The 26,301-nt window shown below is 69.4% G+C and carries 22 protein-coding genes; 17 read left to right on the top strand and 5 right to left on the bottom strand.

The genetic code is table 11. The features are described from left to right. The first annotated feature begins 105 nt into the window (after positions 1-105). Both AC3RXY_RS02055 and AC3RXY_RS02050 read left to right on the top strand, forming a co-directional pair. The gene (locus tag AC3RXY_RS02055; protein WP_491509211.1) at positions 106-669 is read left to right on the top strand and encodes a flavin reductase family protein; all 564 of its coding nucleotides are present in this window, start codon (positions 106-108) and stop codon (positions 667-669) included. Between the two features lie 53 nt (positions 670-722). Continuing rightward, positions 723-2,279, top strand: coding sequence for a 4-hydroxyphenylacetate 3-hydroxylase N-terminal domain-containing protein (locus AC3RXY_RS02050; protein WP_491509210.1), 1,557 nt, complete (start codon positions 723-725; stop codon positions 2,277-2,279). Positions 2,280-2,380: 101 nt separating this feature from the next. On the opposite strand, the gene AC3RXY_RS02045 is transcribed toward AC3RXY_RS02050, so the two are convergent. Beyond that, positions 2,381-2,887 carry a GNAT family N-acetyltransferase gene (locus AC3RXY_RS02045; RefSeq protein ID WP_491509209.1) on the bottom strand — a complete coding sequence of 169 codons (507 nt, stop codon included), beginning with the start codon at positions 2,885-2,887 and terminating at the stop codon, positions 2,381-2,383. A gap of 256 nt (positions 2,888-3,143) precedes the next feature. Here AC3RXY_RS02045 and AC3RXY_RS02040 point away from each other — a divergent pair, with 256 nt between their 5' ends. The 10 genes from AC3RXY_RS02040 to rocD all read left to right on the top strand — a co-directional run bounded on the left by AC3RXY_RS02040 (position 3,144) and on the right by rocD (position 17,680). Beyond that, positions 3,144-3,764 (top strand): TetR-type transcription factor C-terminal domain-containing protein, encoded by a 621-nt coding sequence (locus AC3RXY_RS02040; RefSeq protein ID WP_491509208.1) that lies wholly within the window; start codon positions 3,144-3,146, stop codon positions 3,762-3,764. Between the two features lie 167 nt (positions 3,765-3,931). Further along, entirely contained in the window at positions 3,932-4,615 is a 684-nt protein-coding gene (locus AC3RXY_RS02035) for a GntR family transcriptional regulator (RefSeq protein WP_491509207.1), read from the top strand. Next, positions 4,612-6,138, top strand: coding sequence for an MmgE/PrpD family protein (locus AC3RXY_RS02030; protein WP_491509206.1), 1,527 nt, complete (start codon positions 4,612-4,614; stop codon positions 6,136-6,138). The genes AC3RXY_RS02035 and AC3RXY_RS02030 overlap by 4 nt, the downstream gene beginning before the upstream one ends. Before the next feature lie 67 nt (positions 6,139-6,205). After that, complete coding sequence (gene prpB / locus AC3RXY_RS02025) at positions 6,206-7,105, top strand: methylisocitrate lyase (RefSeq protein WP_491509205.1); 900 nt, start codon at positions 6,206-6,208, stop codon at positions 7,103-7,105. 27 nt (positions 7,106-7,132) lie between these two features. Then, positions 7,133-8,320 carry a bifunctional 2-methylcitrate synthase/citrate synthase gene (locus tag AC3RXY_RS02020; RefSeq protein WP_491509204.1) on the top strand — a complete coding sequence of 396 codons (1,188 nt, stop codon included), beginning with the start codon at positions 7,133-7,135 and terminating at the stop codon, positions 8,318-8,320. A gap of 243 nt (positions 8,321-8,563) precedes the next feature. After that, the gene (locus AC3RXY_RS02015; protein ID WP_491509203.1) at positions 8,564-10,108 is read left to right on the top strand and encodes a Re/Si-specific NAD(P)(+) transhydrogenase subunit alpha; all 1,545 of its coding nucleotides are present in this window, start codon (positions 8,564-8,566) and stop codon (positions 10,106-10,108) included. Continuing rightward, positions 10,105-11,523, top strand: a complete 1,419-nt coding sequence (gene pntB, locus AC3RXY_RS02010) for a Re/Si-specific NAD(P)(+) transhydrogenase subunit beta (protein WP_491509202.1) — start codon at positions 10,105-10,107, stop codon at positions 11,521-11,523. The genes AC3RXY_RS02015 and pntB overlap by 4 nt, the downstream gene beginning before the upstream one ends. 248 nt (positions 11,524-11,771) lie before the next feature. Next, positions 11,772-15,482 carry a proline dehydrogenase family protein gene (locus AC3RXY_RS02005; protein WP_491509201.1) on the top strand — a complete coding sequence of 1,237 codons (3,711 nt, stop codon included), beginning with the start codon at positions 11,772-11,774 and terminating at the stop codon, positions 15,480-15,482. 174 nt (positions 15,483-15,656) lie between these two features. Beyond that, the gene (ddaH, locus tag AC3RXY_RS02000; protein ID WP_491509200.1) at positions 15,657-16,502 is read left to right on the top strand and encodes a dimethylargininase; all 846 of its coding nucleotides are present in this window, start codon (positions 15,657-15,659) and stop codon (positions 16,500-16,502) included. Next, on the top strand, positions 16,499-17,680 hold the full coding sequence (gene rocD, locus AC3RXY_RS01995) for an ornithine--oxo-acid transaminase (protein WP_491509199.1): 1,182 nt from the start codon (positions 16,499-16,501) through the stop codon (positions 17,678-17,680). The genes ddaH and rocD overlap by 4 nt, the downstream gene beginning before the upstream one ends. Before the next feature lie 149 nt (positions 17,681-17,829). On the opposite strand, the gene AC3RXY_RS01990 is transcribed toward rocD, so the two are convergent. Both AC3RXY_RS01990 and AC3RXY_RS01985 read right to left on the bottom strand, forming a co-directional pair. Then, a complete protein-coding gene (locus AC3RXY_RS01990; RefSeq protein ID WP_491509198.1) occupies positions 17,830-19,182 on the bottom strand; it encodes an MFS transporter in 1,353 nt (450 codons plus the stop codon). Continuing rightward, positions 19,179-19,613 (bottom strand): MarR family winged helix-turn-helix transcriptional regulator, encoded by a 435-nt coding sequence (locus AC3RXY_RS01985; protein WP_491509197.1) that lies wholly within the window; start codon positions 19,611-19,613, stop codon positions 19,179-19,181. The genes AC3RXY_RS01990 and AC3RXY_RS01985 overlap by 4 nt, the downstream gene beginning before the upstream one ends. Positions 19,614-19,735: 122 nt before the next feature. On the opposite strand from AC3RXY_RS01985, the gene AC3RXY_RS01980 reads away from it, so the two are divergent. From AC3RXY_RS01980 to AC3RXY_RS01970, 3 genes are all read left to right on the top strand, one after another. Continuing rightward, positions 19,736-20,587 carry an alpha/beta fold hydrolase gene (locus AC3RXY_RS01980; protein WP_491509196.1) on the top strand — a complete coding sequence of 284 codons (852 nt, stop codon included), beginning with the start codon at positions 19,736-19,738 and terminating at the stop codon, positions 20,585-20,587. A gap of 33 nt (positions 20,588-20,620) precedes the next feature. Then, complete coding sequence (lplAB, locus tag AC3RXY_RS01975; protein ID WP_491509195.1) at positions 20,621-21,670, top strand: lipoate-protein ligase LplAB; 1,050 nt, start codon at positions 20,621-20,623, stop codon at positions 21,668-21,670. Positions 21,671-21,809: 139 nt separating this feature from the next. Continuing rightward, complete coding sequence (locus AC3RXY_RS01970; RefSeq protein WP_491509194.1) at positions 21,810-22,073, top strand: hypothetical protein; 264 nt, start codon at positions 21,810-21,812, stop codon at positions 22,071-22,073. Between the two features lie 108 nt (positions 22,074-22,181). Here AC3RXY_RS01970 and AC3RXY_RS01965 read toward each other — a convergent pair whose 3' ends face one another. Then, positions 22,182-22,574, bottom strand: coding sequence for a phage holin family protein (locus AC3RXY_RS01965; RefSeq protein ID WP_491509193.1), 393 nt, complete (start codon positions 22,572-22,574; stop codon positions 22,182-22,184). A gap of 111 nt (positions 22,575-22,685) precedes the next feature. Between AC3RXY_RS01965 and AC3RXY_RS01960 the strand changes: the two genes are divergently transcribed. Further along, the gene (locus AC3RXY_RS01960) at positions 22,686-23,573 is read left to right on the top strand and encodes a DNA-methyltransferase (RefSeq protein ID WP_491509192.1); all 888 of its coding nucleotides are present in this window, start codon (positions 22,686-22,688) and stop codon (positions 23,571-23,573) included. 1,147 nt (positions 23,574-24,720) lie between these two features. Here the strand turns inward: AC3RXY_RS01960 and AC3RXY_RS01955 are convergent. Next, positions 24,721-24,855, bottom strand: coding sequence for a hypothetical protein (locus AC3RXY_RS01955; RefSeq protein WP_491509191.1), 135 nt, complete (start codon positions 24,853-24,855; stop codon positions 24,721-24,723). Positions 24,856-25,036: 181 nt separating this feature from the next. Here AC3RXY_RS01955 and AC3RXY_RS01950 point away from each other — a divergent pair, with 181 nt between their 5' ends. Next, complete coding sequence (locus tag AC3RXY_RS01950; RefSeq protein ID WP_491509190.1) at positions 25,037-26,293, top strand: MFS transporter; 1,257 nt, start codon at positions 25,037-25,039, stop codon at positions 26,291-26,293. Positions 26,294-26,301 lie beyond the last annotated feature (8 nt).

Raw genomic sequence — 26,301 nt, 5'->3', positions numbered from 1 at the left:
ACGCGACGCGTGAATCGGATGACACCGACGCAAAGCGGATAGTCGCCCCGGCTCCCCGTTCCTACCGTTGAGGAACCATCGTTCGACGGGGAAGAAGGGACGAGGATGTCCGACTCACGAGCACTGCGGGACGCGTTCGGGAAGTTCGCCAGCGGAGTCACCGTCGTCAGCTGCCACGGCGAGGACGGCGGCGTGCACGGCGCCACCGTCTCGGCGTTCACCTCGGTGTCGCTGGATCCGCCGCTGCTGCAGGTGACGCTGATCCGTGCCAACCGCATCGCCGCACTCATCCCCGGTCAGCCCTTCAGCGTGAGCGTGCTCGCCGATGACCAGTCAGACCTCGCGATGCACTTCGCCGGTCGGCCGGGGCCGCAGGACCCGTCGTGGGAGGAGGACTGGGCTGTGCCGGCGCTCACGGGGGCCGCCGCATCCTTCCAGTGCGCCCCCTGGGCGGTGTACGACGGCGGCGACCACATCATCGTGATCGGCGAGATCCTCGATCACCGTCGCACGGAGCGCCCGCCCCTGGTCTTCCACAGCGGCGCCCTGCACCTGCTCGGTCGCACCACGGCGCACGTGCCGTGGCTCGGATCCAGCGACTACCCGCACACGAGCTGGTTCGGCGACACCGGCACGATCACCTCGATCTCGTTGGGTGCCGGCCGCTGACACCGGCGGCCGCCCCGATCACCCCCCCATCCCGACACAGAGAGGAGACCGCGATGTCGACGACGAACGCGGAATCGAAGAACTATGCCACCCGGCCCATGACCGGCGACGAGTACATCGAGTCGCTGCAGGACGGCCGTGAGGTCTACGTCCACGGCGAGCGCGTCAAGGACGTCACGACGCACCCCGCCTTCCGCAACTCGGTGCGCTCGGTCGCCCGCCTCTACGACTCGATGCACACCGGGCCGCTGGTGGACACCGTCACCACGCCCACCGACACCGGCAACGGCGGCGTGACCTTCCCGTTCTTCCGCACCCCCACCAGCGCGGACGACCTGCTCCAGGAGCGCGACGCCATCGCCGCCTGGGCGCGCCTGACCTACGGGTGGATGGGCCGCAGCCCGGACTACAAGGCCAGCTTCCTTGGCACGCTGCACGCCAACCGCGACCTCTACGAGCCCTTCGGCGACAACGCGGAGCGCTGGTACCGCGAGTCCCAGGAGAAGGTGCTGTACTGGAACCACGCCATCATCAACCCGCCGGTGGACCGCCACCTGCCGCCGGACGAGGTGGGCGACGTCTTCATCAAGGTGGAGAAGGAGACCGACGCCGGACTCATCGTCTCGGGCGCGAAGGTCGTGGCCACCGGGTCGGCGATCACGAACTACAACTTCATCGCCCACTACGGCCTCCCGATCAAGAAGAAGGAGTTCGCGCTCATCTGCACCGTGCCGATGGACGCACCGGGGGTGAAGCTGATCTCGCGCACCTCGTACGCGCAGAACGCGGCGATCGTCGGCTCGCCGTTCGACTACCCGCTGTCGAGCCGCTTCGACGAGAACGACGCGATCTTCGTGTTCGACAAGGTGCTCGTGCCCTGGGAGAACGTCTTCCTCTACGGCGATGCGGACAAGGTGAACGCCTTCTTCCCGCAGTCCGGCTTCCTGCAGCGCTTCACGTTCCAGGGCGTGACCCGCCTCGCGGTCAAGCTCGACTTCATCGCCGGTCTTCTGCTGAAGGCGCTCGAGATCACCGGTGCGAAGGACTTCCGGGGCGTGCAGACCAGGGTCGGCGAGGTGATCGGCTGGCGCAACCTGTTCTGGTCGCTCTCGACGGTCATGGCCAAGGACCCGGAGCCGTGGCTGAACGGTGCGGTGATCCCGAAGATCGAGCACGGCCTGGTGTACCGGCAGTTCATGATCTTCGGCTACCCGCGCATCAAGGAGATCATCGAGCAGGACGTCGCGTCCGGGCTGATCTACCTGCCCTCCGGCGCGGACGACTTCAAGAGCGTGGAGGTGCGTCCGTACCTGGACAAGTACGTCCGCGGCTCCAACGGCGTCAGCGCCGTCGACCGGGTCAAGCTCCTGAAGGCGCTGTGGGACTCGATCGGGTCGGAGTTCGGGGGTCGTCATGAGCTGTACGAGCGCAACTACTCCGGCAACCACGAGAACGTCAAGATCGAGCAGCTCCTGATGGCGCAGGCCCGCGGAACCACCGATCAGATGGTGGGACTGGCCGACCAGTTCCTCAGCGAGTACGACCTCGACGGCTGGACGGTGCCCGATCTCGTGAACAACGACGACGTGCGCTACTTCGGCCGCAACTGAGCGACCGGCCTCGCCGGGCTCCTCGCTCGCACAGACGGGAATGCTGAGACGCCCGGTCACCGATGTCGGTGGCCGGGCGTCTCGGTCGTGCGGAGGGTGTGTCAGCGCACGAAGCGCACCTCGGTGAGGGTCTCGCCGAGGAACGGGTGCGAGCTGGTGGCACCGTCGAGGTGGAACCCGTTGCGGGTGTAGAAGCGGTGCGCGCGGGGATTGTCCTCGGCGACCCACAGGTACAGACCCTCTCCCTCGTCGACGGCGGCGTCGAAGAGGCGCTGGCCGACGCCGGTCGAGTGGTAGGCGGAGAGCAGATAGATGAAGTACAGCTCACGGGAGCGGGGGGCGTCCTCGTCGCGGGCCGGGCCGGAGCCGACGAAGCCGACGATCTCCCCGTCGACGAGCGCGGCCGACATGCGGTACTCGTCGCCCTGAGCGGCCCAGTGAGTCCACAGCTCCGCGAGGCGGCGCGGACTGACGGCCTCCAGGGCGGCCCGGCTGATGAGATGGTCGTATGTCTCGTGCCAGCAGGTGGCGTGTACGCGGCCGAGGGCCTCGGCATCCACGTCGCGGACCGGGCGGACGATGATTTCGGGGCGAGCTTCAGCGGTCATGACGCGAGCCTACGACGGGCGCTCTCCGCGGCGAAATCGGGTCTCTCCCCGCCGCTCGCCGTGTCGCCGTGTTGCGCGAGAACGCCCATCGGAAAGCGCGGCCCGGCCGCCCTGGTCCGCTGTGCAGACCGTTGAGTATGCTCAGGGGACGGTCTCGGCGGGATCCCGCCGGACAGCGCGAGAGGGGCGGCGTCCGATGGCGGGCGCTGCCGGAGGCCGCTCCTGCCCGGAGGGTGGTCGGCCGAGGGGAGGAGCCATGGGCGATGCAGCAGAGCGGCGGCCCCGGCGGACGCGTGATCCGGCGGGCGCGCGGCGGGCGCTGCTGGCCGCGGGAGTGGACCTGTTCGAGCAGCACGGGTACGCCAGTACGTCGGTGCAGAGCATCGTCGATGCTGCAGGGCTGACCAAAGGGGCCTTCTACCATCACTTCCGCACCAAGGAGGATCTGCTCCGCTGCGTGCACGATGACTTCGTCGACTGGCAGCTGGCGCGGGCGCGCGAGATCATGGCGGATCCGGAGCTGGGCCCGGCCGAGCGCCTGCGCCGGTTGATCCGTGACGCGCTGCTGGAGTCGATGGCCCGCTACCAGGCGGAGATCGCGGTGTTCCATCAGGAGCGGCGGTTCCTGTCGGAGAGCACCTTCGCCGATATCGAGGCCAAGCGGTGCGCGTTCGAGACCTGCTTCGTCGATGTGATCGCCCAGGGTGTGGAGACCGGCGTCTTCCGTCGGATCGGTCCGCCGCGCGCGATCGCCTTCGGCATCATCGGCATGGCGGCGTGGACGACGGACGGCGCAGCGCCCGGCGGACGGATGTCTCCGGGCCAGCTCGGGGAGATCTACGCAGAGCTCCTGCTCAGCGGGCTCACGACGGACTGATCCGCGCGGGCGGTCCGCCGCAGCACCCGGCATGCCTCCGGGTGCAGTTCTGGCCCACCCTGACGTCTTGTGTATACCGAGCGGGCGTCGAAATGGTGAGATTCGCGTTTCTTGTGTGATTGTGTATACACTGTGGCCAAGAGCGGGTGCCGAGAGGAGGAAGCGGGATGAAGGCGAGCGATCGCGCATACCGGATCCTTCTCGAGGAGATCCAGTCCGGCGTCCTCGCTCCCGGCGCCGTGCTCGCCGAGGTCGAGCAGGCCGCCCGGCTGGGGGTCAGCCGGACCCCGCTGCGCGAAGCGATGAGCAGACTCGCCGGCGATGGGCTGCTCGTGCAGCAGTCGCCCCGCGTGACGGTCGTGGCCGGCATCGACACCGCGGACATCCGCAAGCTCTTCGACGTGCGCCGCGCGCTGGAGGAGACCGCCGCCCGGCTGGCCGCGGTCAGCGGAGACCGGAGCGTGTTCCGGGCGCTCGCCGCGGAGTTCTCCGCCGCGTCCGCGCTCGCCGGGTCAGACCAGGAAGCCGACACCGACGCCTACTACGCGCTCATCGGGCGCTTCGACACCGCCCTGGACCGCGCGGTGGACAACGACTACCTCACCGCGTCGTTGCGCACCGTGCGTACCCACCTCGTGCGCGTACGCCGGCTCAGCCGCGACAATCCCGAGCGCCTCTCCGCGTCGGTCGCCGAGCACCGCCTCATCGCCGCGGCGATCGCCTCCGGCGACGGAGACCTCGCGGCGCACGCCACCCACGTGCACCTGCACAACGCGCTGACCAGCATCCTCGACTCCCTCGAAGACGCGGTCGCCCCCCACGAATCCACCCACGACAAGGGAGCAGCATGACCGTCAACCATCACGTCCGCGTCTACAAGAGCGAGGAAGACCTTCCCCGCGAGGAGCAGCTGGCCTGGAAGATCGCCGAGGTCGCTGCAGACCCGGTCGAGGTCGAGCCAGAGGTCGTCGACATGATCATCAACCGGATCATCGACAACGCCGCCGTCGCCGCCGCCTCCCTCTCGCGCGGGCCGGTCTCGGCTGCCCGTCAGCAGGCCCTGGACCACCCGGTCTCGGTCAACGGCGTCGGCTCGACCGTCTTCGGCTGCGCGCTCGAGCGCCGCACGAGCCCGGAGTGGGCCGCGTGGGCCAACGGCGTGGCCGTGCGCGAGCTCGACTACCACGACACGTTCCTGGCCGCGGAGTACTCGCACCCCGGCGACAACATCCCGCCGATCCTCGCCGTCGCCCAGCACGCCGGCAAGGACGGCGCCGCTCTGGTCCGCGGCATCGCGACCGGATACGAGATCCAGATGGACCTCGTGCGATCGATCTGCCTGCACAAGCACAAGATCGACCACGTCGCCCACATCGGTCCGTCGGCGGCGGCCGGCATCGGCACCCTCCTCGGTCTTCCCGTCGAGACGATCTACCAGGCCGTCGGGCAGGGGCTGCACACCACCACCGCGACGCGTCAGTCGCGCAAGGGGGAGATCTCGACCTGGAAGGCGCACGCTCCCGCGTTCGCCGGCAAGATGGCCGTCGAGGCGGTCGACCGTGCGATGCGGGGCCAGACCTCGCCGAGCCCGATCTACGAGGGTGAGGACGGCGTCATCGCCTGGATGCTGGACGGCCCGGACGCCTCCTACGATGTGCCGCTGCCTGCCGCCGGCGAGCCCAAGCGCGCGATCCTGGACTCCTACACCAAGGAGCATTCGGCGGAGTACCAGGCCCAGGCGTGGATCGACCTGGCCCGCAAGCTCCACAACGAGCGCCCGGACCTGGCAGACCCGAACAACATCGACAGCATCGTCCTGCACACCAGCCACCACACGCACTACGTGATCGGCTCCGGCGCCAACGACCCGCAGAAGTACGACCCGAAGGCCTCGCGCGAGACCCTCGACCACTCCATCCCGTACATCTTCGCCGTCGCCCTGCAGGACGGCGGGTGGCACCACGTCGACTCGTACGCCCCCGAGCGTGCTGGCCGTGCGGACACCGTCGCACTGTGGCACAAGATCACCACCGCCGAGGACGCCGAGTGGACCCGTCGGTATCACTCGGAGGACCCGAACGAGAAGGCCTTCGGCGGCCGGGTGGAGATCGAGCTGGCCGACGGCTCGACCCTCGTCGACGAGATCGCCGTCGCCGACGCCCACCCGCTGGGGGCTCGTCCGTTCGCCCGCGAGAACTACGTCAACAAGTTCCGTCTTCTCGCCGAGCCGGTGCTGGAGCCGGCCGAGATCGAGCGGTTCCTCGAGCTCGTCCAGCGTCTCCCCGAGCTCACCGCCGAGGAGGTCCTGGACCTGTCGATCGTGGCCGCCCCGGGTGTCCTGGCCGCGGCTCCCGCGCCCAAGGGCCTCTTCTAAGAACTGACGGCCGCCGGGCGGGCACTCTCCGCCCGGCGGCCTCCCATCCGAACCCGGAGGTTCCTCGATGCTGTACTCCGCCACCCCTGCCGCCGAGAAGCGACGGCTGTTCCGCGAGCGCCTCGCCACCGGCGAGCTGCTCCGTTTCCCCGGTGCGTTCAACCCGCTGAGCGCCCGCCTCATCGAGCGCAAGGGCTTCGAGGGCGTCTACATCTCCGGCGCCGTCCTGGCCGCGGACCTCGGCCTTCCCGACATCGGGCTGACCACTCTCACCGAGGTTGCCGGCCGTGGCCAGCAGATCGCGCGGATGACCGAGCTTCCCGCGATCATCGACGCGGACACCGGCTTCGGCGAGCCGATGAACGTCGCCCGCACCATCCAGACCCTCGAGGACGCCGGGCTCGCCGGATGCCACATCGAGGACCAGATCAATCCGAAGCGCTGCGGTCACCTCGACGGCAAGGCCGTCGTCGACGAGGACACCGCGATCAAGCGCATCCGCGCCGCCGTCGACGCCCGCCGCGACGAGAACTTCCTCATCATGGCCCGCACCGACATCCGCGCCGCCGAGGGGCTCGAAGCCGCAACCGACCGGGCGAAGGCGCTCGTCGACGCCGGCGCAGACGCCATCTTCCCCGAGGCCATGCGTGACCTCAGCGAGTTCGAGGCCATGCGTGCCGCGGTCGACGTGCCGCTGCTGGCGAACATGACCGAGTTCGGCAAGAGCGACCTGTTCTCCACCGAGCAGCTGCGCGACGTCGGCATGAACATCGTCATCTGGCCCGTTTCGCTGCTGCGCATCGCGATGGGTGCGGCCGGTCGCGGACTGGATACCCTGAACGACGAGGGGCACCTCACCTCCCGGCTCGGCGAGATGCAGCACCGCGCCGACCTTTACGAGCTCATCGACTATGAGCAGTACAACCATTTCGACGCGAGCGTCTTCAACTTCCAGATCGCTCGCTGACGATCCCGCCGGACAAAGGAGCACGACATGACGGATGACATCAAGAAGGGCCTGGCCGGGGTCGTCGTCGACTACACGGCCGTCTCGAAGGTCAACCCCGAGACCAACAGCCTGCTCTACCGCGGATACCCCGTGCAGGAGCTGGCCGCGACGCAGCCGTTCGAGGCTGTGGCCTACCTGCTGTGGAACGGCGAGCTGCCCTCCGACGCCGAGCTGGCCGAGCTGCGCGCCGAGGAACGCCGCCACCGGGCCATCGCCGACAACGTCAAGGCCGCGATCGACCTGCTGCCGCTCGATGCCCACCCGATGGACGAGGTGCGCACGGCGGTCAGCGTGATCGGTGCGAGCGACGCTTCCGGTGCCGGCTCGGTGCTCGACGCCGCAGGCAGCCCGGAGGAGAATCTGGCCCGCAGCATCCGCCTGTACGCCGCCCTCCCGGCGATCGTCGCCTACGGTCAGCGCCGTCGCCGCGGCCAGGAGCTCGTGCCGCCGCGGGACGACCTCGACTACGCCGCCAACTTCCTGTGGATGACCTTCGGCGATGAGGCGCACCCGGTCGTCGAAGACGCCTTCAACCGGTCGATGACCCTCTACGCAGAGCACTCCTTCAACGCATCGACCTTCACCGCCCGGGTGATCACGTCGACCATGAGCGACCTGTACTCGGCCGTCGTCGGCGCCATCGGTGCGCTCAAGGGACCGCTGCACGGCGGGGCCAACGAGGCCGTGCTGCACATCTTCCGTGAGATCGGCGACGCGGCCAACGTGGCGCCCTGGCTCGACGAGGCCCTCGGCGCGAAGCGCAAGATCATGGGTTTCGGCCACCGCGTCTACAAGCGCGGCGACTCCCGTGTTCCGACGATGAAGGCCGCCCTCGACACCCTGGTCGCCCACTACGAGCGCCCGGATGTCGCAGAGCTGTATGACGCGCTCGAGAGCGAGTTCGTCGCGCGCAAGGGCATCTACCCGAATCTCGACTACCCGTCCGGGCCGGCGTACGACCTCATCGGCTTCGACGTGCTCACCTTCACCCCGCTGTTCATCGCCTCGCGCGTGACCGGGTGGACCGCGCACATCATGGAGCAGGCGGCGTCGAACGCGCTCATCCGTCCGCTCTCGGCCTACAACGGCCCCGACGAGCGCCACATCGACGGATACGTGCCCGACGAGGCGAGCCTGGCCGCCGCCGAGCGGCCGGAGGAGGCCGCCGGCTGAGCGGTGCGCAGCCAGGCCGCGGGGCGTCGTATCCACCGGATGCGACGCCCCGCGGCTGTTCCTGGCCGGGGATCCGTCGGGACGCGCACCCCCGGCGCATGTTTCGTGCCGATGACGCGTTTTCCTCTTCGCGAAGGAATTGCCGTTCTTAACGCCCCTGCGGAGGGAGAACGGTCCTGTTTCTTCTGAGCGCCTCAGTAGCATGGGGCGACCGTCGACCGGGCGGTCAGCGAAGGGAGCATTGTGGCACGCATAGGCATCGTCCATGAACCACCGGGTGAGGCGCGGGTCTCCGCGACCCCCACGACGGTCGGGACCCTGCAGAAGCTCGGCTACGAGGTCGTCATCGAGAAGGACGCCGGCGCGGCCGCATCCTTCTCCGACGCCGCCTATCAGGCGGCGGGCGCCGCGATCGTCGACACCGCGACAGCATGGGGGAGCGACATCGTCCTCGCCATCACGCCGCCGACCGAGGAGCAGATCGCATCCCTCTCCGACGGCGCGACGCTGATCGCGCTGCTCGCTCCCGCGCTCCGACCAGAGCTGCGCGCCCAGCTGGCCCAGCGCGGCATCACGGCCCTCGCGCTCGACGCGGTGCCGCGCATCTCGCGGGCACAGTCGATGGACGTGCTGAGCTCGATGGCCAACATCGCCGGCTACCGCGCCGTGATCGAGGCCGCCCACGAGTTCGGCCGCTTCTTCACCGGTCAAGTGACCGCTGCGGGCAAGGTGCCCCCCGCGACCGTGCTGGTCGCGGGCGCCGGCGTCGCCGGGCTCGCGGCGATCGGCGCCGCATCGAGCCTCGGCGCGGTCGTGCGCGCCACCGATCCGCGGCCCGAGGTCGCCGATCAGGTCAAGTCGATCGGCGGCACCTACCTCCCCGTCGTCGTCGACGAGGTGATGGAGTCCTCCGACGGGTACGCCAAGGCCACCAGCGAGGCCTACGACCAGGCCGCCGCCGATCTGTACTCGAAGCAGGCCGCCGAGGTCGACATCATCATCACGACCGCCCTGATCCCCGGGCGCGCCGCCCCGCGCCTGATCACCGCAGCCGATGTGGCCAGCATGAAGTCGGGCAGCGTCATCGTCGACATGGCTGCCGCGCAGGGCGGCAACGTCGAGGGTTCGGTGGCGGGCGAGAAGGTCCTCACCGACAACGGCGTGACCATCATCGGCTACACCGACCTGGCCTCCCGTCTGCCCGCCCAGGCGTCGCAGCTGTACGGCACTAACATGGTCAACCTCCTCAAGCTCCTCACCCCGGAGAAGGACGGCGAGATCGCCCTCGACTTCGAGGACGTCGTGCAGCGGGCCATCACGGTCGTGCGCGACGGCGAGGAGACCTGGCCTCCGCCGCCCGTGCAGGTCTCCGCCGCCCCGGCCGCAAAACCGGAACCCGCACCGGCCCCGGTGAAGAAGGAGAAGAAGACGATGTCGAAGGGGGCCAAGGTCGGCCTCCTGCTCGCCGCGTTCGGCGCGCTCTTCCTCGTCAGCGCCTTCGCGCCCGCGCCCCTCCCGCAGCATTTCTTCGTGCTGATGCTGTCGGTGGTCATCGGCTTCTACGTCATCGGCAATGTCGCGCACGCGCTGCACACGCCGCTGATGAGCGTGACCAACGCCATCTCCGGCATCATCGTCGTCGGTGCCATCAGCCAGCTGGCCGTTGACAGCCTCACCGTGCAGATCCTCGCCGGTGTGGCCGTGCTGGTGGCGAGCATCAACATCTTCGGAGGGTTCGCGGTGACCCGCAGAATGCTCGCCATGTTCTCGAAGGGGGAGAGCCGATGACCGCCGCCGCCGAGATCGCGTCGAGCGTCGCGACTGCCGCATACATCGTCGCGGCCCTGCTGTTCATCCTGAGCCTCGCCGGGCTCAGCAAGCACGAGACCTCCCGCGGGGGCATCGTCTACGGCATCATCGGCATGGCGCTCGCGCTGGGTGCCACGGTGTGGCTCACCCTGGCGGGCGCCTGGGGCAACCCGCAGGCGTTCACCGGCCTCGTCATCCTCATCGTCGCCCTCGTCATCGGTGCCGCCATCGGCCTGTGGCGCGCGCGCGTTGTCGAGATGACCGGGATGCCGGAGCTCATCGCCCTGCTGCACTCCTTCGTGGGTCTGGCCGCGGTGATCGTGGGCTGGAACGGCTACCTCGGCCACCCGCACATCTCTGCGGAGCTCGCGGGCATCCACAACGCCGAGGTCTTCATCGGCATCTTCATCGGCGGCGTGACCTTCACCGGATCCATCGTTGCCAACCTGAAGCTGTCGGCGAAGATCTCCTCGAAGCCGCTCATGCTGCCGGGCAAGAACCTCCTGAACATCCTGGCCCTGGTGCTGTTCATCGCTCTGACGGTGTGGTTCGTGATCGACCAGCAGCTGTGGCTGCTGATCGCGGTGACCGTGCTGTCGTTCCTGCTCGGCTGGCACCTGGTGGCCTCGATCGGCGGCGGCGACATGCCGGTGGTCGTGTCGATGCTCAACAGCTACTCCGGCTGGGCTGCCGCCGCGGCGGGCTTCCTGCTCAACAACGATCTGCTGATCGTCACCGGTGCGCTGGTCGGCTCGTCCGGTGCGTACCTGTCCTACATCATGTGCAAGGCGATGAACCGCTCGTTCATCTCCGTCATCGCCGGCGGCTTCGGCATCGAGGCCCCCGCGAAGAAGGGCGAGGAGGAACAGGGCGAGCATCGTGAGATCGACGCGGCCGGCGCTGCCGACCTGCTGGCCAACGCCAAGAGCGTCGTCATCACGCCCGGCTACGGCATGGCCGTCGCGCAAGCGCAGTACCCGGTCGCCGAGATGGCGTCGCGGCTGCGCGAGAAGGGCATCGACGTGAAGTTCGGCATCCACCCGGTCGCCGGCCGTCTGCCCGGTCATATGAACGTGCTGCTGGCCGAGGCCAAGGTGCCCTATGACATCGTGCTCGAGATGGACGAGATCAACGATGACCTGGCCGAGACCGACGTCGTGCTCGTGATCGGCGCGAACGACACCGTCAACCCGGCCGCCGCAGAGGACCCGTCCAGCCCCATCGCGGGGATGCCGGTGCTCCAGGTGTGGAACGCGGCCAACGTGATCGTGTTCAAGCGGTCGATGGCATCCGGCTACGCCGGCGTGCAGAACCCGCTGTTCTTCCGCGAGAACGCGCAGATGCTGTTCGGCGACGCCAAAGAGCGCGTGGAGGACATCCTGCGCACCCTGTGACGCCACGGCAGAGCCCGGGCACCCTTTCGGGGGCCCGGGCTCTGCCGTGCCCGCCGTGGGCCTCGCGTGCACATTGTGCGCTGCGCGCGCCGCGTCCCGCGGGATCCGCGCGAGGGAAGCGGACATGTGCGAGCAAGGCGGGCGCGCCGCAACCTCGCACATGTCCGCGCGGGACACGGGGGAGCGGAGCGGATCGAGGCATGCTGGGAGCACGCGCGCGCCCGCACGCGAGGAGAGAGGACCAACGCATGCCGCAGACGGTGCCCGACGAGCTCGCCGATCTCACGCAGCGGGCCATCGCACTCGCGCAGCGCTGGGCCAGCGCAGCGGCGGACACCCCGGCGGACGACCGCGATCCGGACGCGCGCGCGGCCGCATCGCGGCTTGCTGCCGTGCTGCGCGATCCGTCCGGGGCGGCGTTCCTCACCGGACTGCTCGACGGCGTGGTGCGCCCGCAGAGTCTCACGGCGGCCGCTGCCGGCCTGCGACGCGCTGCTCCCCTCGTCCCCGACGCCCTGCCCTGGATGCCGCGCACCATGATGCGCGTGGGCGGCGGCGTCGCCGAGGCTCTCCCCGCCCCGACGGTGCCGCTCGTGCGGCGGATGCTCCGTGACCTCCTCGGACACCTGACGCTGGACGCACGACCCGCCAAACTCGGCCAGGCGATCGCGAGGGTGCGGGAGAGCGGCGCGCGCCTGAGCCTCACCCCCGTGGGGGAGCCGGTGCTCGGGGATGCCGAGGCCAAGCAGCGCCTCGAGGCGCTCCACGAGCTCATCCGGCGGCCCGATGTGGACCGCGTGTCGTTCCGGGTGCGCTCGGTCGTCGGCGGCGGCGCGCCCTGGGGGCAGGACGAGCTCGTCGACGCGGCCGTCCAGCAGGTGCTTCCGCTGTACCTGACGGCAGCATCGGACGGCACCCTTCTCACGCTCGACGTGCTCGATTACCGTGATCTCGATCTCACCGTCTCGGTGCTCCACCGCCTCCTGGGCGATCTGCGCCTCGCACAGCTCGAGGCCGGCATCACGCTGCAGACGTATCTGCCAGAAGCGCTGCCGACACTGCAGGCTCTCATCGACGCGGCGAACGACCGGGTCGACCGCGGTGGCGCCCGCCTTGTCGTGCGTCTTGTGAAGGGGGCGGATCTCGCCCGCGAGCGCAGCGACGCGGCGGTGCACGGGTGGACCCCGGCGCCCTATGAGCGCAAGGTCGACACCGATGCCAACCTCCTGCGCTGCCTGCACGTGGCGCTCGCCCCGGCGGCGGTGCGCGGCGTTCGCGTGGGGTTGGCCACGCACAACCTGTTCGACATCGCCTACGCGTGGCTGCTCGCGGGCGACCTCGGCACCCGGGATGCTCTCGACATCGAGATGCTGCTCGGCGTGACGCCCGCACCGGCCGCAGTGGTGGGCGCGGAAGTCGGCGGCATCGTGCTGTCGGCGCCCGTGGTGCGGCCGGACGACATCGAGGCCGCCGTCCCGCTCCTGCTGCGACGGGTGCGGGAGGAAGCGGCGGACGAGGGATTCCTGTCGTCCGCGGCCGAGATCGGAACCGACTCCGAGGTGTTCGATCGGGCGTGCGAGCGCTTCGTGGCGTCGGTCGCCCGCTCGATCGACCCCGGCCTTCCCGGGTCGCCACGGCGCCGCCAGGACCGCCGTGCCCCCGTGCACGAATCGGTGGCCCGCCCCGTGGAGACAGCGGCTGCCGCCGAGGCCGACCTGACCGGCGTCGTGCTGGGCATTGCGCGTCAGGCCGACGAAGAAACCGGGCCGTACCTCGCCACCGCCGTCTACGCCGACCGGGAGGAGGTGCTCACCCCGGGCGCTGGCCGCCCCGCCGGCGGCACACCAGACACCGACCCTGCCCTCGCCGCGAACCGCGCGTGGGCGCGCGGCGTTCTCGAGGGGATCGCGACATCGGACGCCGGTGCATCCGTCGCCGCATCCGCGCGGGTGGGGGACGCCGCCGCGCTCGACCGGATCGTCGATCGGGTGCGCACGGGCGCACAGGCCTGGGGAGCGCGTACGGCCGTCGAGCGGGCGGAGAGCCTGCTGCGCGTCGCCGTGCTGCTCGAGTCACGCAGGACGACCCTCGTCGAAGCCGCGATCGCGGAGACCGGCCTCGTGCTCAGCGAGGCGGATGCCGAGGCGGGGCGCTCGGTCGACCTGGCTCGCGCGTACGCGGCTCAGGTGCGCGAGCTCGATGCCGTCGCCGGTGCCGCGTTCGTGCCGGTACGGCTCACCGTCGTCGCACCGTCGTGGACGTCTCCGTTGTCCGGACCGGCCGGAGGAGTGCTCGCCGCCCTCGCCGCGGGATCCGGGGTGGTGCTCTCCGCCGACCGGCGTGCCCCCCGCTCGGCGGCCGTGATCGCGGAGGCCCTGTGGGACGCCGGAATACCGCGCGATGTGCTCGCCCTGGTCGACATCTCCGCGGATGCCGCCGTCGCGCCCCTCGAAGCGCACCTGCTCGCCCGACCGGACGTCGACCGGGTGCTCCTGGACGGCAGCCCCGCCCGGGCGCGCGCCTACCGCGACGTCCGGCCGGATCTGCCCCTCCAGGCGACCGCCCCCGGCCCGAACGCGATGATCGTCACCCCGTCGGCGGATCTCGACCTCGCGGTGGACGACCTCGTGCGCAGCGCCTTCGCGCACGCCGGGCAGGCGCCCTCCGCCGTGACCCTCGCGATCCTCGTCGGCCAGGTGGGGCGCTCGAAGCGTTTCGCCCGCCGTCTGGCCGACGCGGCGCGCTCCCTGCGCACGGCCTTTCCCGATGACCCGCGGGCCGAGGTCGGTCCGCTCATCGACGCCGCCACCGGCGATGCGGAATGGGCACTTCTGACGCTCGGCTCGCACGAGCGATGGATCGTGAAGCCCCGCGTGCTCGACGATGCGAACACCGGACGGCGCCTCTGGCAGCCGGGGATCCGTGCGGGCGTGCAGCCCGGCGCCCGCTTCCATCGGGAGCGCTTCGACGTCCCCGTGCTCGGCGTGATGCACGCGCCCACCCTGGCGAAGGCGATCGAGCTGCAGAACGCCGTGGATGCCGGCTTCGCCGCCGGAATCCACACCCAGGACCCCGCAGAGCTCGCACAGTGGCTCCGCCACATCGAGGCCGGCAGCCTGTTCGTCTCGCGCCCGCTCACCGCGGCCAAGCCCCATCGCCAGCCCGTCGGCGGATGGAACGAGACGATGCTCGGTTCCGGCACGAAGACCGGCGGCCCGAATCGTCTCGTCAGCCTGGGCGGCTGGCACGCCACCGAGGGGGGCAAAGCGTCCAGCACGCTGCACCTGCGCGGCCTGGACTCCCGGATCTCCGCGCTCATCGAGGCCGCCCAGCCCTCGCTGGACTTCCCCGGTTTCGAGAGGCTGCGCCGGGGAGCGCTCTCCGACGCGGTCGCCTGGGATCGGGAGTTCGGTCGCGTCCGCGACCTCACCGGCCTCGATGCCGAACGCAACCTGCTCCGCTACCGCCCGGTTCCTGTCGCGATCCGCGCGACGAAGGACGCCGCCTGGCACGCGGTGTTGCGCGTCGCGATCGCGGGTGTGCGGGCGGGGTCTGCCTTCACCCTCTCGACACCGGTCGGCCTGCCGGCCGCTGTGCGCCGTGTGCTCGGTGATCTCGACGTACCGGTGTTCCTGGAGACCGATGAGGAATGGATCCAGCGCATGGCCGCCGCGCTGCGGCCGGACGCCGCGGCGCTCGCCGACACCGCGGACGCGGATGCCGCATCGGCGGTGCTCACCGCCGACCGTGCCAGGCTCGTGGGGGGAGAGGCGTCGGTCGCCGCGCTGCGCGACCTGCTCGCCGACGCCGTCGGAGGCGCACCGGAGCTGGCCGTCTATGACGGCGAAGTGACCACGGCGGGTCGCATCGAGCTGCTGACCTTCGTGCGGGAGCAGACGATCTCGATCAACACCCAGCGCCACGGCGTCCCGTCGGACCTCTTCGCCGAGGTGATCTGACACCGCACAGATCTCAGGGCGCAGATCTCAGGGAGGTGCAGCGGAACGATGAGTGGCAGAATGAAATCTGGCGTGCCCGTGTCGCATCTTCCCCGCCTGCTCGCCTCTGAGAGCGTGGGTCGAAGGACCGCCGGGCCCCTGGACAGCGTCCGCCGCTACCCCTGAGGAGCATCCATGTCGACGCCAGCTACCCGCACCGCGCACCGCCGCCACTACCTCATGTGCCGCCCCGAGCACTTCACGGTCAGCTACACGATCAACCCGTGGATGGAGCCGGCCAACCCCACCGACACCGCCAAGGCCGTCGAGCAGTGGCAACGGCTCTATGACCTGTACGTCGAGCTCGGCCATGAGGTCGAGCTGGTCGACCCGCTGCCCGGCTCGCCCGACATGGTCTACACCGCCAACGGCGGCTTCACGATCGACGGTCGCGCCTATGCGCCGAAGTTCCGGTTCGCCGAGCGAACCGGCGAGGAGCCCGCGTTCATCGAGTGGTTCCGCCGGAACGGCTTCGAGACGATCATCCCGGAGGAGGTCAACGAGGGCGAGGGCGACTTCCTCCTCGCCGGCGATGTGATCCTCGCCGGAACCGGCTTCCGCTCGACCGGCGACAGCCACCGCGAGGTGGGTGAGGTGTTCGGCCGCACCGTCGTCTCGCTCACGCTCGTCGACCCGCGTTTCTACCACCTCGACACCGCGCTCACCGTGCTCGATCCGGTGGTGGAGGAGGGCGAGCAGGCGAACATCGCCTACCTGCCGCACGCCTTCGACGACGCATCGCAGCAGGTGCTCCGTGAGATGTTCCCGGACGCGATCGAGGTCGCAGACGCGGACGGCGCGGTCTTCGGCCTGAACTCCGCGAGCGACGGCTACAACGTCATCATCTCCCCGCGCGCCGTGGGCTTCGAGAAGCAGCTGCGCGAGCGCGGCTACAACCCCATCACCGTCGACCTCTCCGAGCTGCTGCTCGGCGGTGGCGGTATCAAGTGCTGCACGCTCGAGCTGCGGGACGCCCGATGAGCGCCGCAGAACCGCACGTCGCGGAGAACTACGCGCCCCTCCCGGTGACCATCGCCACGGGCGAGGGCTCGTGGGTCACCGACGTCGAGGGCAAACGCTACCTCGACCTGCTGGCGGCCTACTCCGCTGTGAACTTCGGGCACCGGCATCCGGAGCTCGTCGCCGCGGCGCAGGAGCAGCTCGACCGGGTGACGCTGGTGAGCCGCGCGTTCCGCAGCGACCGTCTCGAGCCGTTCGCCGCCGCGCTCGCGCGTCTGAGCGGGAAAGACCTGATCCTGCCGATGAACACCGGCGCCGAGGCTGTGGAGACCGGCATCAAGGTTGCCCGCGCCTGGGGCTACCGGGTCAAGGGGATTCCGGAGGGGCGGGCCAGGGTGGTCGTCGCCGCAGGCAACTTCCACGGTCGCACCACCACCATCGTCGGCTTCAGCGACGATGACACGGCGCGCAGCGGATTCGGCCCGTTCACGCCCGGATTCGACGTGGTGCCCTACGGCGACGCCGACGCGATCGCCGCGGCGATCACCGACGACACCGCGGCGGTGCTCGTCGAGCCCATCCAGGGCGAGGCCGGCGTGATCGTGCCGCCGGAGGGATATCTGCGTCGTATCAGGGAGATCTGCGACGAACGGAATGTGCTGTTCATCGCCGACGAGATCCAGTCGGGGCTCGGGCGGGTGGGGGAGACCTTCGCGTGCGACCGCGAGGGCGTCGTCCCCGACCTGTACCTGCTCGGCAAGGCCCTCGGCGGCGGCATCGTTCCGGTGTCGGCCGTGGTCGGTGACCGTGATGTGCTCGGCGTGATCCGGCCCGGCGAGCACGGCTCGACCTTCGGGGGCAACCCGCTGGCCGCGGCCGTCGGGCTGCGGGTCGTGGAGATGCTGGAGACGGGGGAGTTCCAGGAGCGGGCACGCACCATCGGCGCCCACCTCGCCGATGGCCTGGCGGCCTTCATCGGCCACGGAGTGACCGCGGTGCGCGTGGCGGGGCTGTGGGCGGGCATCGACATCGACCCTGCCTATGGCACCGCACGCGAGATCTCCGAACGGATGATGCACCGCGGTGTTCTCGTGAAGGACACCCACGGCCAGACGATCCGCTTCGCGCCGCCCCTCGTGGTGCGCGCCAGCGAGCTGGACTGGGCGCTCGAGCAGCTGCGTCACGCGCTGGAGGGCTGAGCCCGGGGCAGCAGCACCGCCTCTCGTTGCGATGCTGCTGCCCGCGCTCCGGCAATGTCGGCCCCCGGTCGGCCGCCGGGGCCGCTTCCGGCATGTTCTGCCCGTTTCTGCCTGAGTTGGGGCAGGCCGTCCGGCCGTCCGTGCCCGGGTCAGGGGAGGTCGCGCACCCGCTGCACGCCGGTGGTGCGGATCGGGGTGGTCATGGCCACCTCGTCGCTGAACTCCGCCGGGGCCGGTTCGTCGATCACCGGCATCGAGCGGGTGTCATCGATCGTCAGCCGGAATCGCGTCTCCTCGCGGCGGTGGATGCGGCCGGAGGCGATCATCCAGATTCCGCCGATCAGGAAGGCGACCAGCGCGGCGACCGAGCCGACCATGATCGCCGTACGGGGGCCGTAGACCTCTGCGACCCAGCCGACGATCGGCGCGCCGATCGGGGTCCCGCCCAGCAGGATCGCCATGTAGAGGGCGAGCACGCGGCCGCGCAGTGCCGGGTCCGTGGTGGTCTGGATGTACCCGTTCGCCGTGGTCAGGGTGGTGACGACGGAGAACCCGACGAACATGAGGGTCACCGCGTACCAGCCGTACGTCGGCATGAAGACCGAGATCGTCGATGCGGCCGCGAACAGACCGGTGCCGGCGACGACCACCCGCATCCGGGCCCGGTCCCTGCGAGCCGCCAGCAGGGCGCCCACCAGCGATCCGATCGCCAGGATCGAGCTGAGCATGCCGTACCCGTCCGCGTCGTGCCCGAACTCGATGGCCATGGTGGAGGCGAAGATCGGGAAGTTCATCCCGAACGCGCCGAGCAGGAACACCATCATGAACGTCACGACGAGGTCGGGGCGGGCCGCGACGTAGCGGAACCCATCGGCCAGCCGGCCGCGGCCGGCGTTCTTGGGGCGCGGCGTGAGCTCGTCGGTGCGGATGAGCAGCAGTGCGACGATCATCGCGACGAACGCCGCCGCATTGACGAAGAACACCCACCCGGTGCCGATCGCGACGATCATGACGCCGGCCACGGCGGGGCCGATCATCCGGGCGGCGTTGAAGGACGCGGCGTTCAGGGCCACGGCGTTCGCGGCGTTCTCCCGGGAGACGAGGTCGGAGACGAAGGTCTGGCGGGCCGGGTTGTCGAAGGCCGCGACCACGCCGAGGGCGAGGGCGAAGCCGTACATCATCGGCAGCGTCATGAGCCCGGCGAGCAGGAGGGACCCGATGGTGACGCCCAGCAGGAGCAGCATGCTCTGGGTGAGGATCAGCAGCCGGCGCCGCTCGAAACGGTCGGTGACCCAGCCGGTCACGCTCACGAGGAGCAGCGGGGGGCCGAACTGCAGCGCCATCGTGATGCCCATCGCGGAGGCGTCGTTGTCGGTGAGGCCGGTCAGGACCACCCAGCTGAGCGCGGTCGCCTGCATCCACCCGCCGACGTTCGAGACGAGGGCACCGATGAACCACACCCGGTAGTTGAAGGACGAGAAGGAGCGGAACATCTGGCTCATCGTTCTGCCACCTTCCGCATCAGGGCGCTGGCTCTGCGCAGGGTATCGAGCTCTTCCTCGTCGAAGGCAAGCTGTTCGAGCGCCGCCGCCAGGGCGCTGTCGCGGCGCTCGATCGTCTCGCGCACGATCTCTCGGCCGGCTTCGGTGATGCGCACGTGCACGCGGCGGCGGTCGGTGTCGTCCGGGCTGCGTTCGACGTAGCCGCGCTCTTCGAGGCAGGTCACGGTGCGCGTCATCGTGGGTGCGGTGACGTGCTCACGCTCCGCGAGCCCGCCGAGCGTGTGGTCGCCGTGCATGGTGAGGAAACCGAGGACGGCGAGCTGCGGGTCACTCAGGGCATCGTCGACGCGCTCGTTGCGCAGACGGCGGGCGAGCCGAAACGTGGCGAGGCGGAGGTCGGTGGCGGTGCGGCGGAGGGATTCAGCAGACATTGTTAGTTAGTCTAACGAAATTTCTCCCCTCCCGCCCGGCACCGCACCCCGTCCCGCCCACCGTCGGCGGACTCGGGCGGGAAGAGGCGGCGGCGGAGGAGGGGCATCCGTAGACTCGGACCATGCCCGAGAGCACAACCGCCGAGTTCATCGATGACCACGGCATCACGATCATCTACGACATCCACCGGGCCGCGGGGGAGCCGCGCGGGGTCGTGCAGCTCCTGCACGGCGTGGGCGAGCACGCCGGCCGGTACGGGGCCGTCATCACCGCGCTCACAGAAGCCGGCTTCCACGTGTACGCCGACGATCACCGCGGACACGGCCGCACCGGCATGCGCCAGCACGGCGATGCAGCCCGCCTCGGCCGTCTCGGCCCCGGCGGCCTGCGTGCGGCGCTCGCCGCGGTGTGGCAGCTCACCGGCATCATCCGCGAGGAGATCCCCAGCCTTCCGCTCGTGCTCCTCGGCCACTCCTGGGGATCGTTCCTGGCGCAGATGCTCGTCAATGACCACCCCGAGGCCTACGACGCGGTGATCCTCAGCGGGTCCGCCCATCGCACCCCCGCCGACCTGAACCCGGCACCGCTCAACCGCCGCTGGCAGGGGCCGGAGGCGAGTGGGCTGGAATGGCTCTCGAGCGACGCCGCAGTGGGGGCTGACTTCGCCGCGGATCCGCTGACCACCGACGTGCCGCTGCTCAAACTGTTCGGACCGGCCGACGCTGTGCGGCTCTACGGTCGCCCCCGCAAGAACCTCGGCTATGACATCCCGCTGCTCCTGCTGGTGGGCCGTGACGACCCGGTCGGCGGGCCGCGCAGCGTGCACCGCCTCGCCGACGACTACCGCACGCGATCGGGCTTCACCGACATCACGACGCTGGTATACCCGGACGCTCGCCACGAGATCTTCAACGAGCGTCAGCAGGCAGAGGTGCGTGCCGACATCCTCGCCTGGCTCGACGCCCGATTCTGACTCCCCGGTCTGCGGGGGACGTAGGCTGGTGCTGTGCACGGTGAGTACAAGGTCCCCGGTGGAAAGCTCGTCGTCGTCGATTTCGACGTGACGGATGGTGCGATCAGCGGTTTCCGCCTCGCGGGCGACTTCTTCCTCGAACCAGATTCCGCCCTCGAAGACATCAATCGGGCCGTCGAGGGGCTGCCCGTCGAGACGGACGCCGCGGCGATCGCGGCGGCCGTGCGAGCCGCGCTCCCCGAGGGCGCCCAGCTGCTGGGCCTCACACCGGACGCCGTCGGCACCGCCGTGCGCCGTGCGCTGGTGACGGCGCCGGGATGGCGGGACTTCGACTGGGAGGTCGTGCACGAGAAGGCCGTGTCGCCGCGGATGAACCTGGCCCTGGACGAGGTGCTCACCACGCGCGTCGGCGAGGGTCGCCGACGCCCCACGCTGCGCATCTGGGAGTGGGAGGAGTCGGCGGTCGTCATCGGCTCGTTCCAGTCCTACCGCAACGAGGTGGACCCCGAGGGGGCGGCCAGGCACGGCTTCGACGTGGTGCGTCGTATCTCGGGCGGCGGGGCGATGCTGATGGGGTCCGGGCAGATCATCACGTACTCGCTGTATGTTCCGGCCGCGCTGGTGCAGGGCATGACGTTCGCCGACTCCTATGCCTTCCTCGACGATTGGGTGCTGCAGGCCTTGCGCTCTCTCGGCATCGAGGCCACCTACCAGCCGCTCAACGACATCACCTCGCCCAGCGGCAAGATCGGCGGGGCCGCGCAGAAGCGCCTGGCCAACGGTGGCGTGCTGCATCACGCGACCCTGTCTTATGACATCGACGGTCAGATGATGACCGAGGTGCTGCGCATCGGCCGCGAGAAGCTGAGCGACAAGGGCACGGCGTCCGCCGCGAAGCGCGTCGATCCGCTCCGCAGCCAGACCGGTCTGGAGCGCGCCGAGATCATCGAGCGGTTCATACAGACTTTCCGGGCCCTGACCGGTGCGGAGGAGGGGACGATCAGCGACGCCGAGTACGCCGAGGCGGAGGCGCTCGTGGCGTCGAAGTTCTCGACGGAAGCCTGGCTGCACCGCGTGCCCTGATCGGCTCCGGCCCGTCCCTCCCCGCACGAGATCAGGCGAACGGCACCAGAACAGGCAGCCAGCAGCCGAAACCGCCTGTTCTCACGCTGTTCGCCTGTTTTCCTGCGCCCGCATGCGCGCGGCGGGGGAGGATGGCGAGGTGACCACCCGGGAGAGCCAGCGCAGCAGGCGTGACGTGCTCGTCGCGATGCTGCGCGCGGCCGATGACCCTGCGCTGCTGCTGGCGACGTGCGCGGCGGCGCCAGAGGGTCGCGAAGCCGAGGCGGTCGCGAGCGCTCTCGGTGTGCGTATCTGGGAGGCCCACGCCGTGCTGGACATGTCTGCGCGGCGCTTCACCCCGCACGCGGTCGCGCGCATGCGCGCGGAGCTCGCCGACGCGGAGGAGTGGCTGGCCGCGCACTGACGGCTAGTGCCGCCTGGGACCAGGCGGACAGCACCGGAACAGGCAGAATCTGGTGAAAGCTGCCTGTTCCGGTGCTGTCTGCCTGTTCTCGCGCGGGCGGGGTGCGGGTCAGGAGCGGTCGTGCTTCCTGCCGGCCTTCTCCTTCAGGAAGATCGCCGGAAGGATCCAGCCGCCGAGGGCGGTGACGACCCAGACGATGAGCGTGGCGAGCACCCACGTGCCGACACCGGTGATGTGCAGGCCGCCGGGGAACAGCGACGCGATCAGCAGCGCCACGAACGTCGAGACCAGCCCGATGCCGCCCAGCACCGCGGGCGCGTACTGCCGGGCCATGTTGAAGATGAACGGGCCGAGCACTCCCTGCGCCACCGCGAAGACGATCACCGCGATGAGAAAACCGGGGGGTGAGATGGTGAACCCGTCGAGCATCAGCATCGCCAGGAGGATGCCGAGGGCAGCCGTGCCGAGATGGATCGCCATGCGGATCAGGAACCGGACCATCGCTTCTCCTCGCTGCGGGGACGCCCGGGTGGCGAACCGACCGCTGACCACCACATTAGGGCTCGGCCGCCCGTCGCGGGAGAATAGGGGCCGGGCGAACGAGGAGGGGCGATGGTCGAAGAGCGCGGGCGGGTGCGGATCGTCGAGGGCGACAACCTCGCGGTGGCGCGCGACCTCTCCGACGGATCGTTCACGCTCGTCTACCTCGACCCGCCGTTCAACACCGGCCGCACCAGGGAGCGACAGGTGGTGAGCGCGCGGCGTCGCGACGAGGCGGCTGCGACAGAGCCCCCCGCGTCCGACCCGGCCGACGACGCCGAGGTGCGGCGGGGCTTTCACGGCCACAGCTACGAACGGGTGCGCGGGATGCTGCGCGCCTATGACGACCGGTTCGACGACTACGGCGAGTTCCTGCTCCCGCGGCTCGAGGAGGCGTGGCGGCTGCTGAGTGACGAGGGCACCCTGTATCTGCACCTCGACTACCGCGAAGCGCACTATGCCAAGGTGATGCTCGACGCGGTGTTCGGGCGCGATGCCTTCCTGAACGAGATCATCTGGGCTTACGACTACGGCGCGAAGTCGAAGCGGCGCTGGCCGACCAAGCACGAGACGATCCTGGTGTACGTCAAGGACACCGCGCGGTACGTGTTCAATGCCGACGACGTCGACCGCGAGCCGTACATGGCCCCGGGGCTGGTGACACCAGAGAAGGCCGCGCGAGGCAAGATGCCCACCGACGTGTGGTGGCACACGATCGTGCCGACGTCCGGTCGCGAGAAGACCGGCTATCCCACGCAGAAGCCCGAGGGCATCCTGCGTCGTATCGTGCAGGCGTCCAGCCGTCCGGGCGACCGCGTTCTGGATCTGTTCGCCGGCAGTGGCACGACCGGTGCGGTGGCCGCGGCCCTGGGGCGCGACGCGGTGCTGGTCGACGACAACGCGGACGCGATCCGCGTCATGGCTGAGCGGATGCCGTGGGCAGAGGTCGTGCGGCCCTGACCCCGCGGTGGCGAGTCGGCCTTTGGGAAGGCTCAGGGCCCCCTCCGCAGGGCTGAGCCGCGCCAGCCGTCCCTATCCCGCGAGCGGAGACGCATATGGGACGGATGACTCGGCCGGATACGTCGACCCGGGGACGGAGGCTGCGGGGATGAGATCCCCTTGAGCGTGGGGCGTGTGCAACCACTAGCTTGCGCAGAGTGGAGAACTGATCCAGGTCGGCGAAATCAACCCCGTCCTCATTTTCGAGTGTGAGGCCTCTCGCACGAGCCGCGGTCTCCCGATAAGCGTGAGTAAATGATTGCATCAGCGCGACGCGACAGTGCGTGCTGCAGCCGACTCCCGCCAACCGGGCGTCGTTCGTCGTATCGAGCCATGTCATGACGACCGTGGCGGCCACGGATGGCGACAGGGCGATGATCGGCTCAGTCGCCCGTAGGCGGTGATGAGGCTGCGTGCTGCGGCTGCCTTCGGTAAGGAGAGAGTGTCCGGTGCCACGGAGGAGTTCTGCGGTTCATATTCTCGACAGGGATATGCAGAATATGCGTTACGCTCGATCACCTATTTGATTGCACGTGTCTCCGATCTTCCGGAACTCGTTCCCGCTACGCAACCCTCCGTGGTGCGCGACCGGCCGAGGCGGAGCAGGTCATCGTCGCTCTTGCCGATCGTGAATGAACCATCACATGTCGTGGCGGGATAGACGATATCCTCTCCCCTCGGAGAGCTGAACAAGAACATCCGCTGTTGTTCTCCGCGCCGTCTTCTCGGTGCGTACCGGCGTGTTGTGGCTATCGCGAACACGCCAGATGCCGGGAGCGTCGTCGTGCGCCGAGTGGTGTGCTGTCCCGGTATTGATCCCGTAGCCGCGGTGTGCTCGAATGCTTCGATCACACCTCTTGCCCCTGCTCGAATTCCCATGATCATGCCGGTCGGGCTGCTGATGGGTGCCTCAGCTTTTGCCAGTGTCGCCGGTATGACATGGCCCAAGCTGTCGACGATTTCTGGCAAGGCCGTGCGGATGAGAGGGCTGCCGAGGTCCCGGGCGACACGGTTTGCTATACGTAAGGCGTCGCTCGGGGTCGAGCTCGTTCCGGATCGAAGAAGCTCAGGGAGAGCGGGCGCGTCCGCGTGTGAGCCCCCCGCGCCTTCAATCGTGCGCGTCTTTCGACTTCTCAACGGCGTCGCTGAACAGCACGACGATGGAGAAGTCGTCCTCGGTGATCGTGACACGTTCCGCCGGCGCGGAGTTGTGCTTTCTGCTGTTGCTCCTGCGGTGTCCCATGCGTGATTTTCTTGTTCGGTATATTTACGAGCTACCCCATGCCCGGCAGCCCGACCTCCCCGTCGACCGTTACGGTTTCGCCCACTTATTCTGAAGACGCGAGGAGGCAATCGCACGTCAATACGCGAGTATTGCAGAATGCAATAGGCGGGTTCTTTCATTCGTGTTAGAGTCGATCTCCATGATTCGGATCGCCGCCCCGCGCTTGCGTAATCTCGTGCGTGCACGCCGCTGGATGACGGCGGGTCTGGTCGTCTCGATCCTCGGCACCCGGCTCATCGAAGGAGGGTCCGACGGCACCGTCGCGCTCGGGATCCTGCCGGTCCTCTGGGTCGCGGTTCTCACGACCTTCGGCGAGCTGGTCTCCTTCGCCTCCCCGGTGATCGCTCGCGCCGTCTCGCGGTTCAGCCCCGCGCGCACGCTCGTGCTGTCCGACCTCATCGAGGCGATCCTCAGTGCGGTCGCTCTCGTTGTCCTGGTCGTGGCGCCCGGCGCCGCTGTGCCGGTGCTCGTGGTCTACCTCCTGGTCGCAGCGGTGTTCCCTGCGCTCACCGACATCGTCGAAGAGCTGTACGGTCAGCAGCTCGCGCAGGCAGATGCGGACGAGGCGATCACCTTCAACGCCTCCATCTACTCGGTCCTTGCCTTCGTCGGCATCGTGATCGCGATGCCGCTCGGCAGCATCCTTGCCAGTGTCTCGATCCTCGTGCTGATCGGGGCGAACATGCTGCTGTCTCTCGCCGGCACGGCTCTGCGGCTGGTGAGTGCTCGCACGGTGGTGACGCCGCCCGTCGCAGCGCAGGATCTCGATGACTACGGCCTCGCGGGGGAACGGATGACCGTGCGAGTCTTCGTGCGCGACATGCTGCGCACCGGAGTCGCATCACCGTTGCTGAGCCTGGTGACCCAGACCGGCGCCACGATCGGCGGGGTCTTCGTCTACCTCGCTGTTGCGTCTCAGGCGAATGCCGATCCCGCTTTCGCGCTCGCGGTGATCATCGCCGCATTCGGGGTCGGCGCGACCGCTGGTCCGTGGATCGGCAGGATGCTCGCCCGTTCACGCGAACTGCACGGTCTTGTCATGGGCTCACTCGTGGCGACGGTGGTCTTCCTCATCGTCGTCGCTGCGCTCTTCGTCGTCGTGGACGGGGCAGCGGTGTGGGGGGTCGGCATCGGCTACGCGCTCGTGATCGGTACGCTCTCACGATTGCGTGCCGTCCTGACCACGACGCTTCGTCAGCGTGACTACAGAGGACGTCGGTTCGCGCGCATCATGAGCTGGTCGCTCGCCGCGAGCGCCCTCGGCTCGATCGTCGGCAGTTGGATCGCCGTCGGTATTCATGCGGCCGATCACCCCGCGCTCGCGCTCACCGCATATGCGGGGTTCCTCGCCGTGGCGATCGCACTCGTGGCTCGGCGGCGCGTCAGCGACGGGTGATGCGGCCG

The organism is Microbacterium longlingense, from assembly GCF_058349825.2.
Note: the sequence above shows the minus strand (reverse complement) of the source record. Positions and strands in the feature narration are given on the sequence as shown.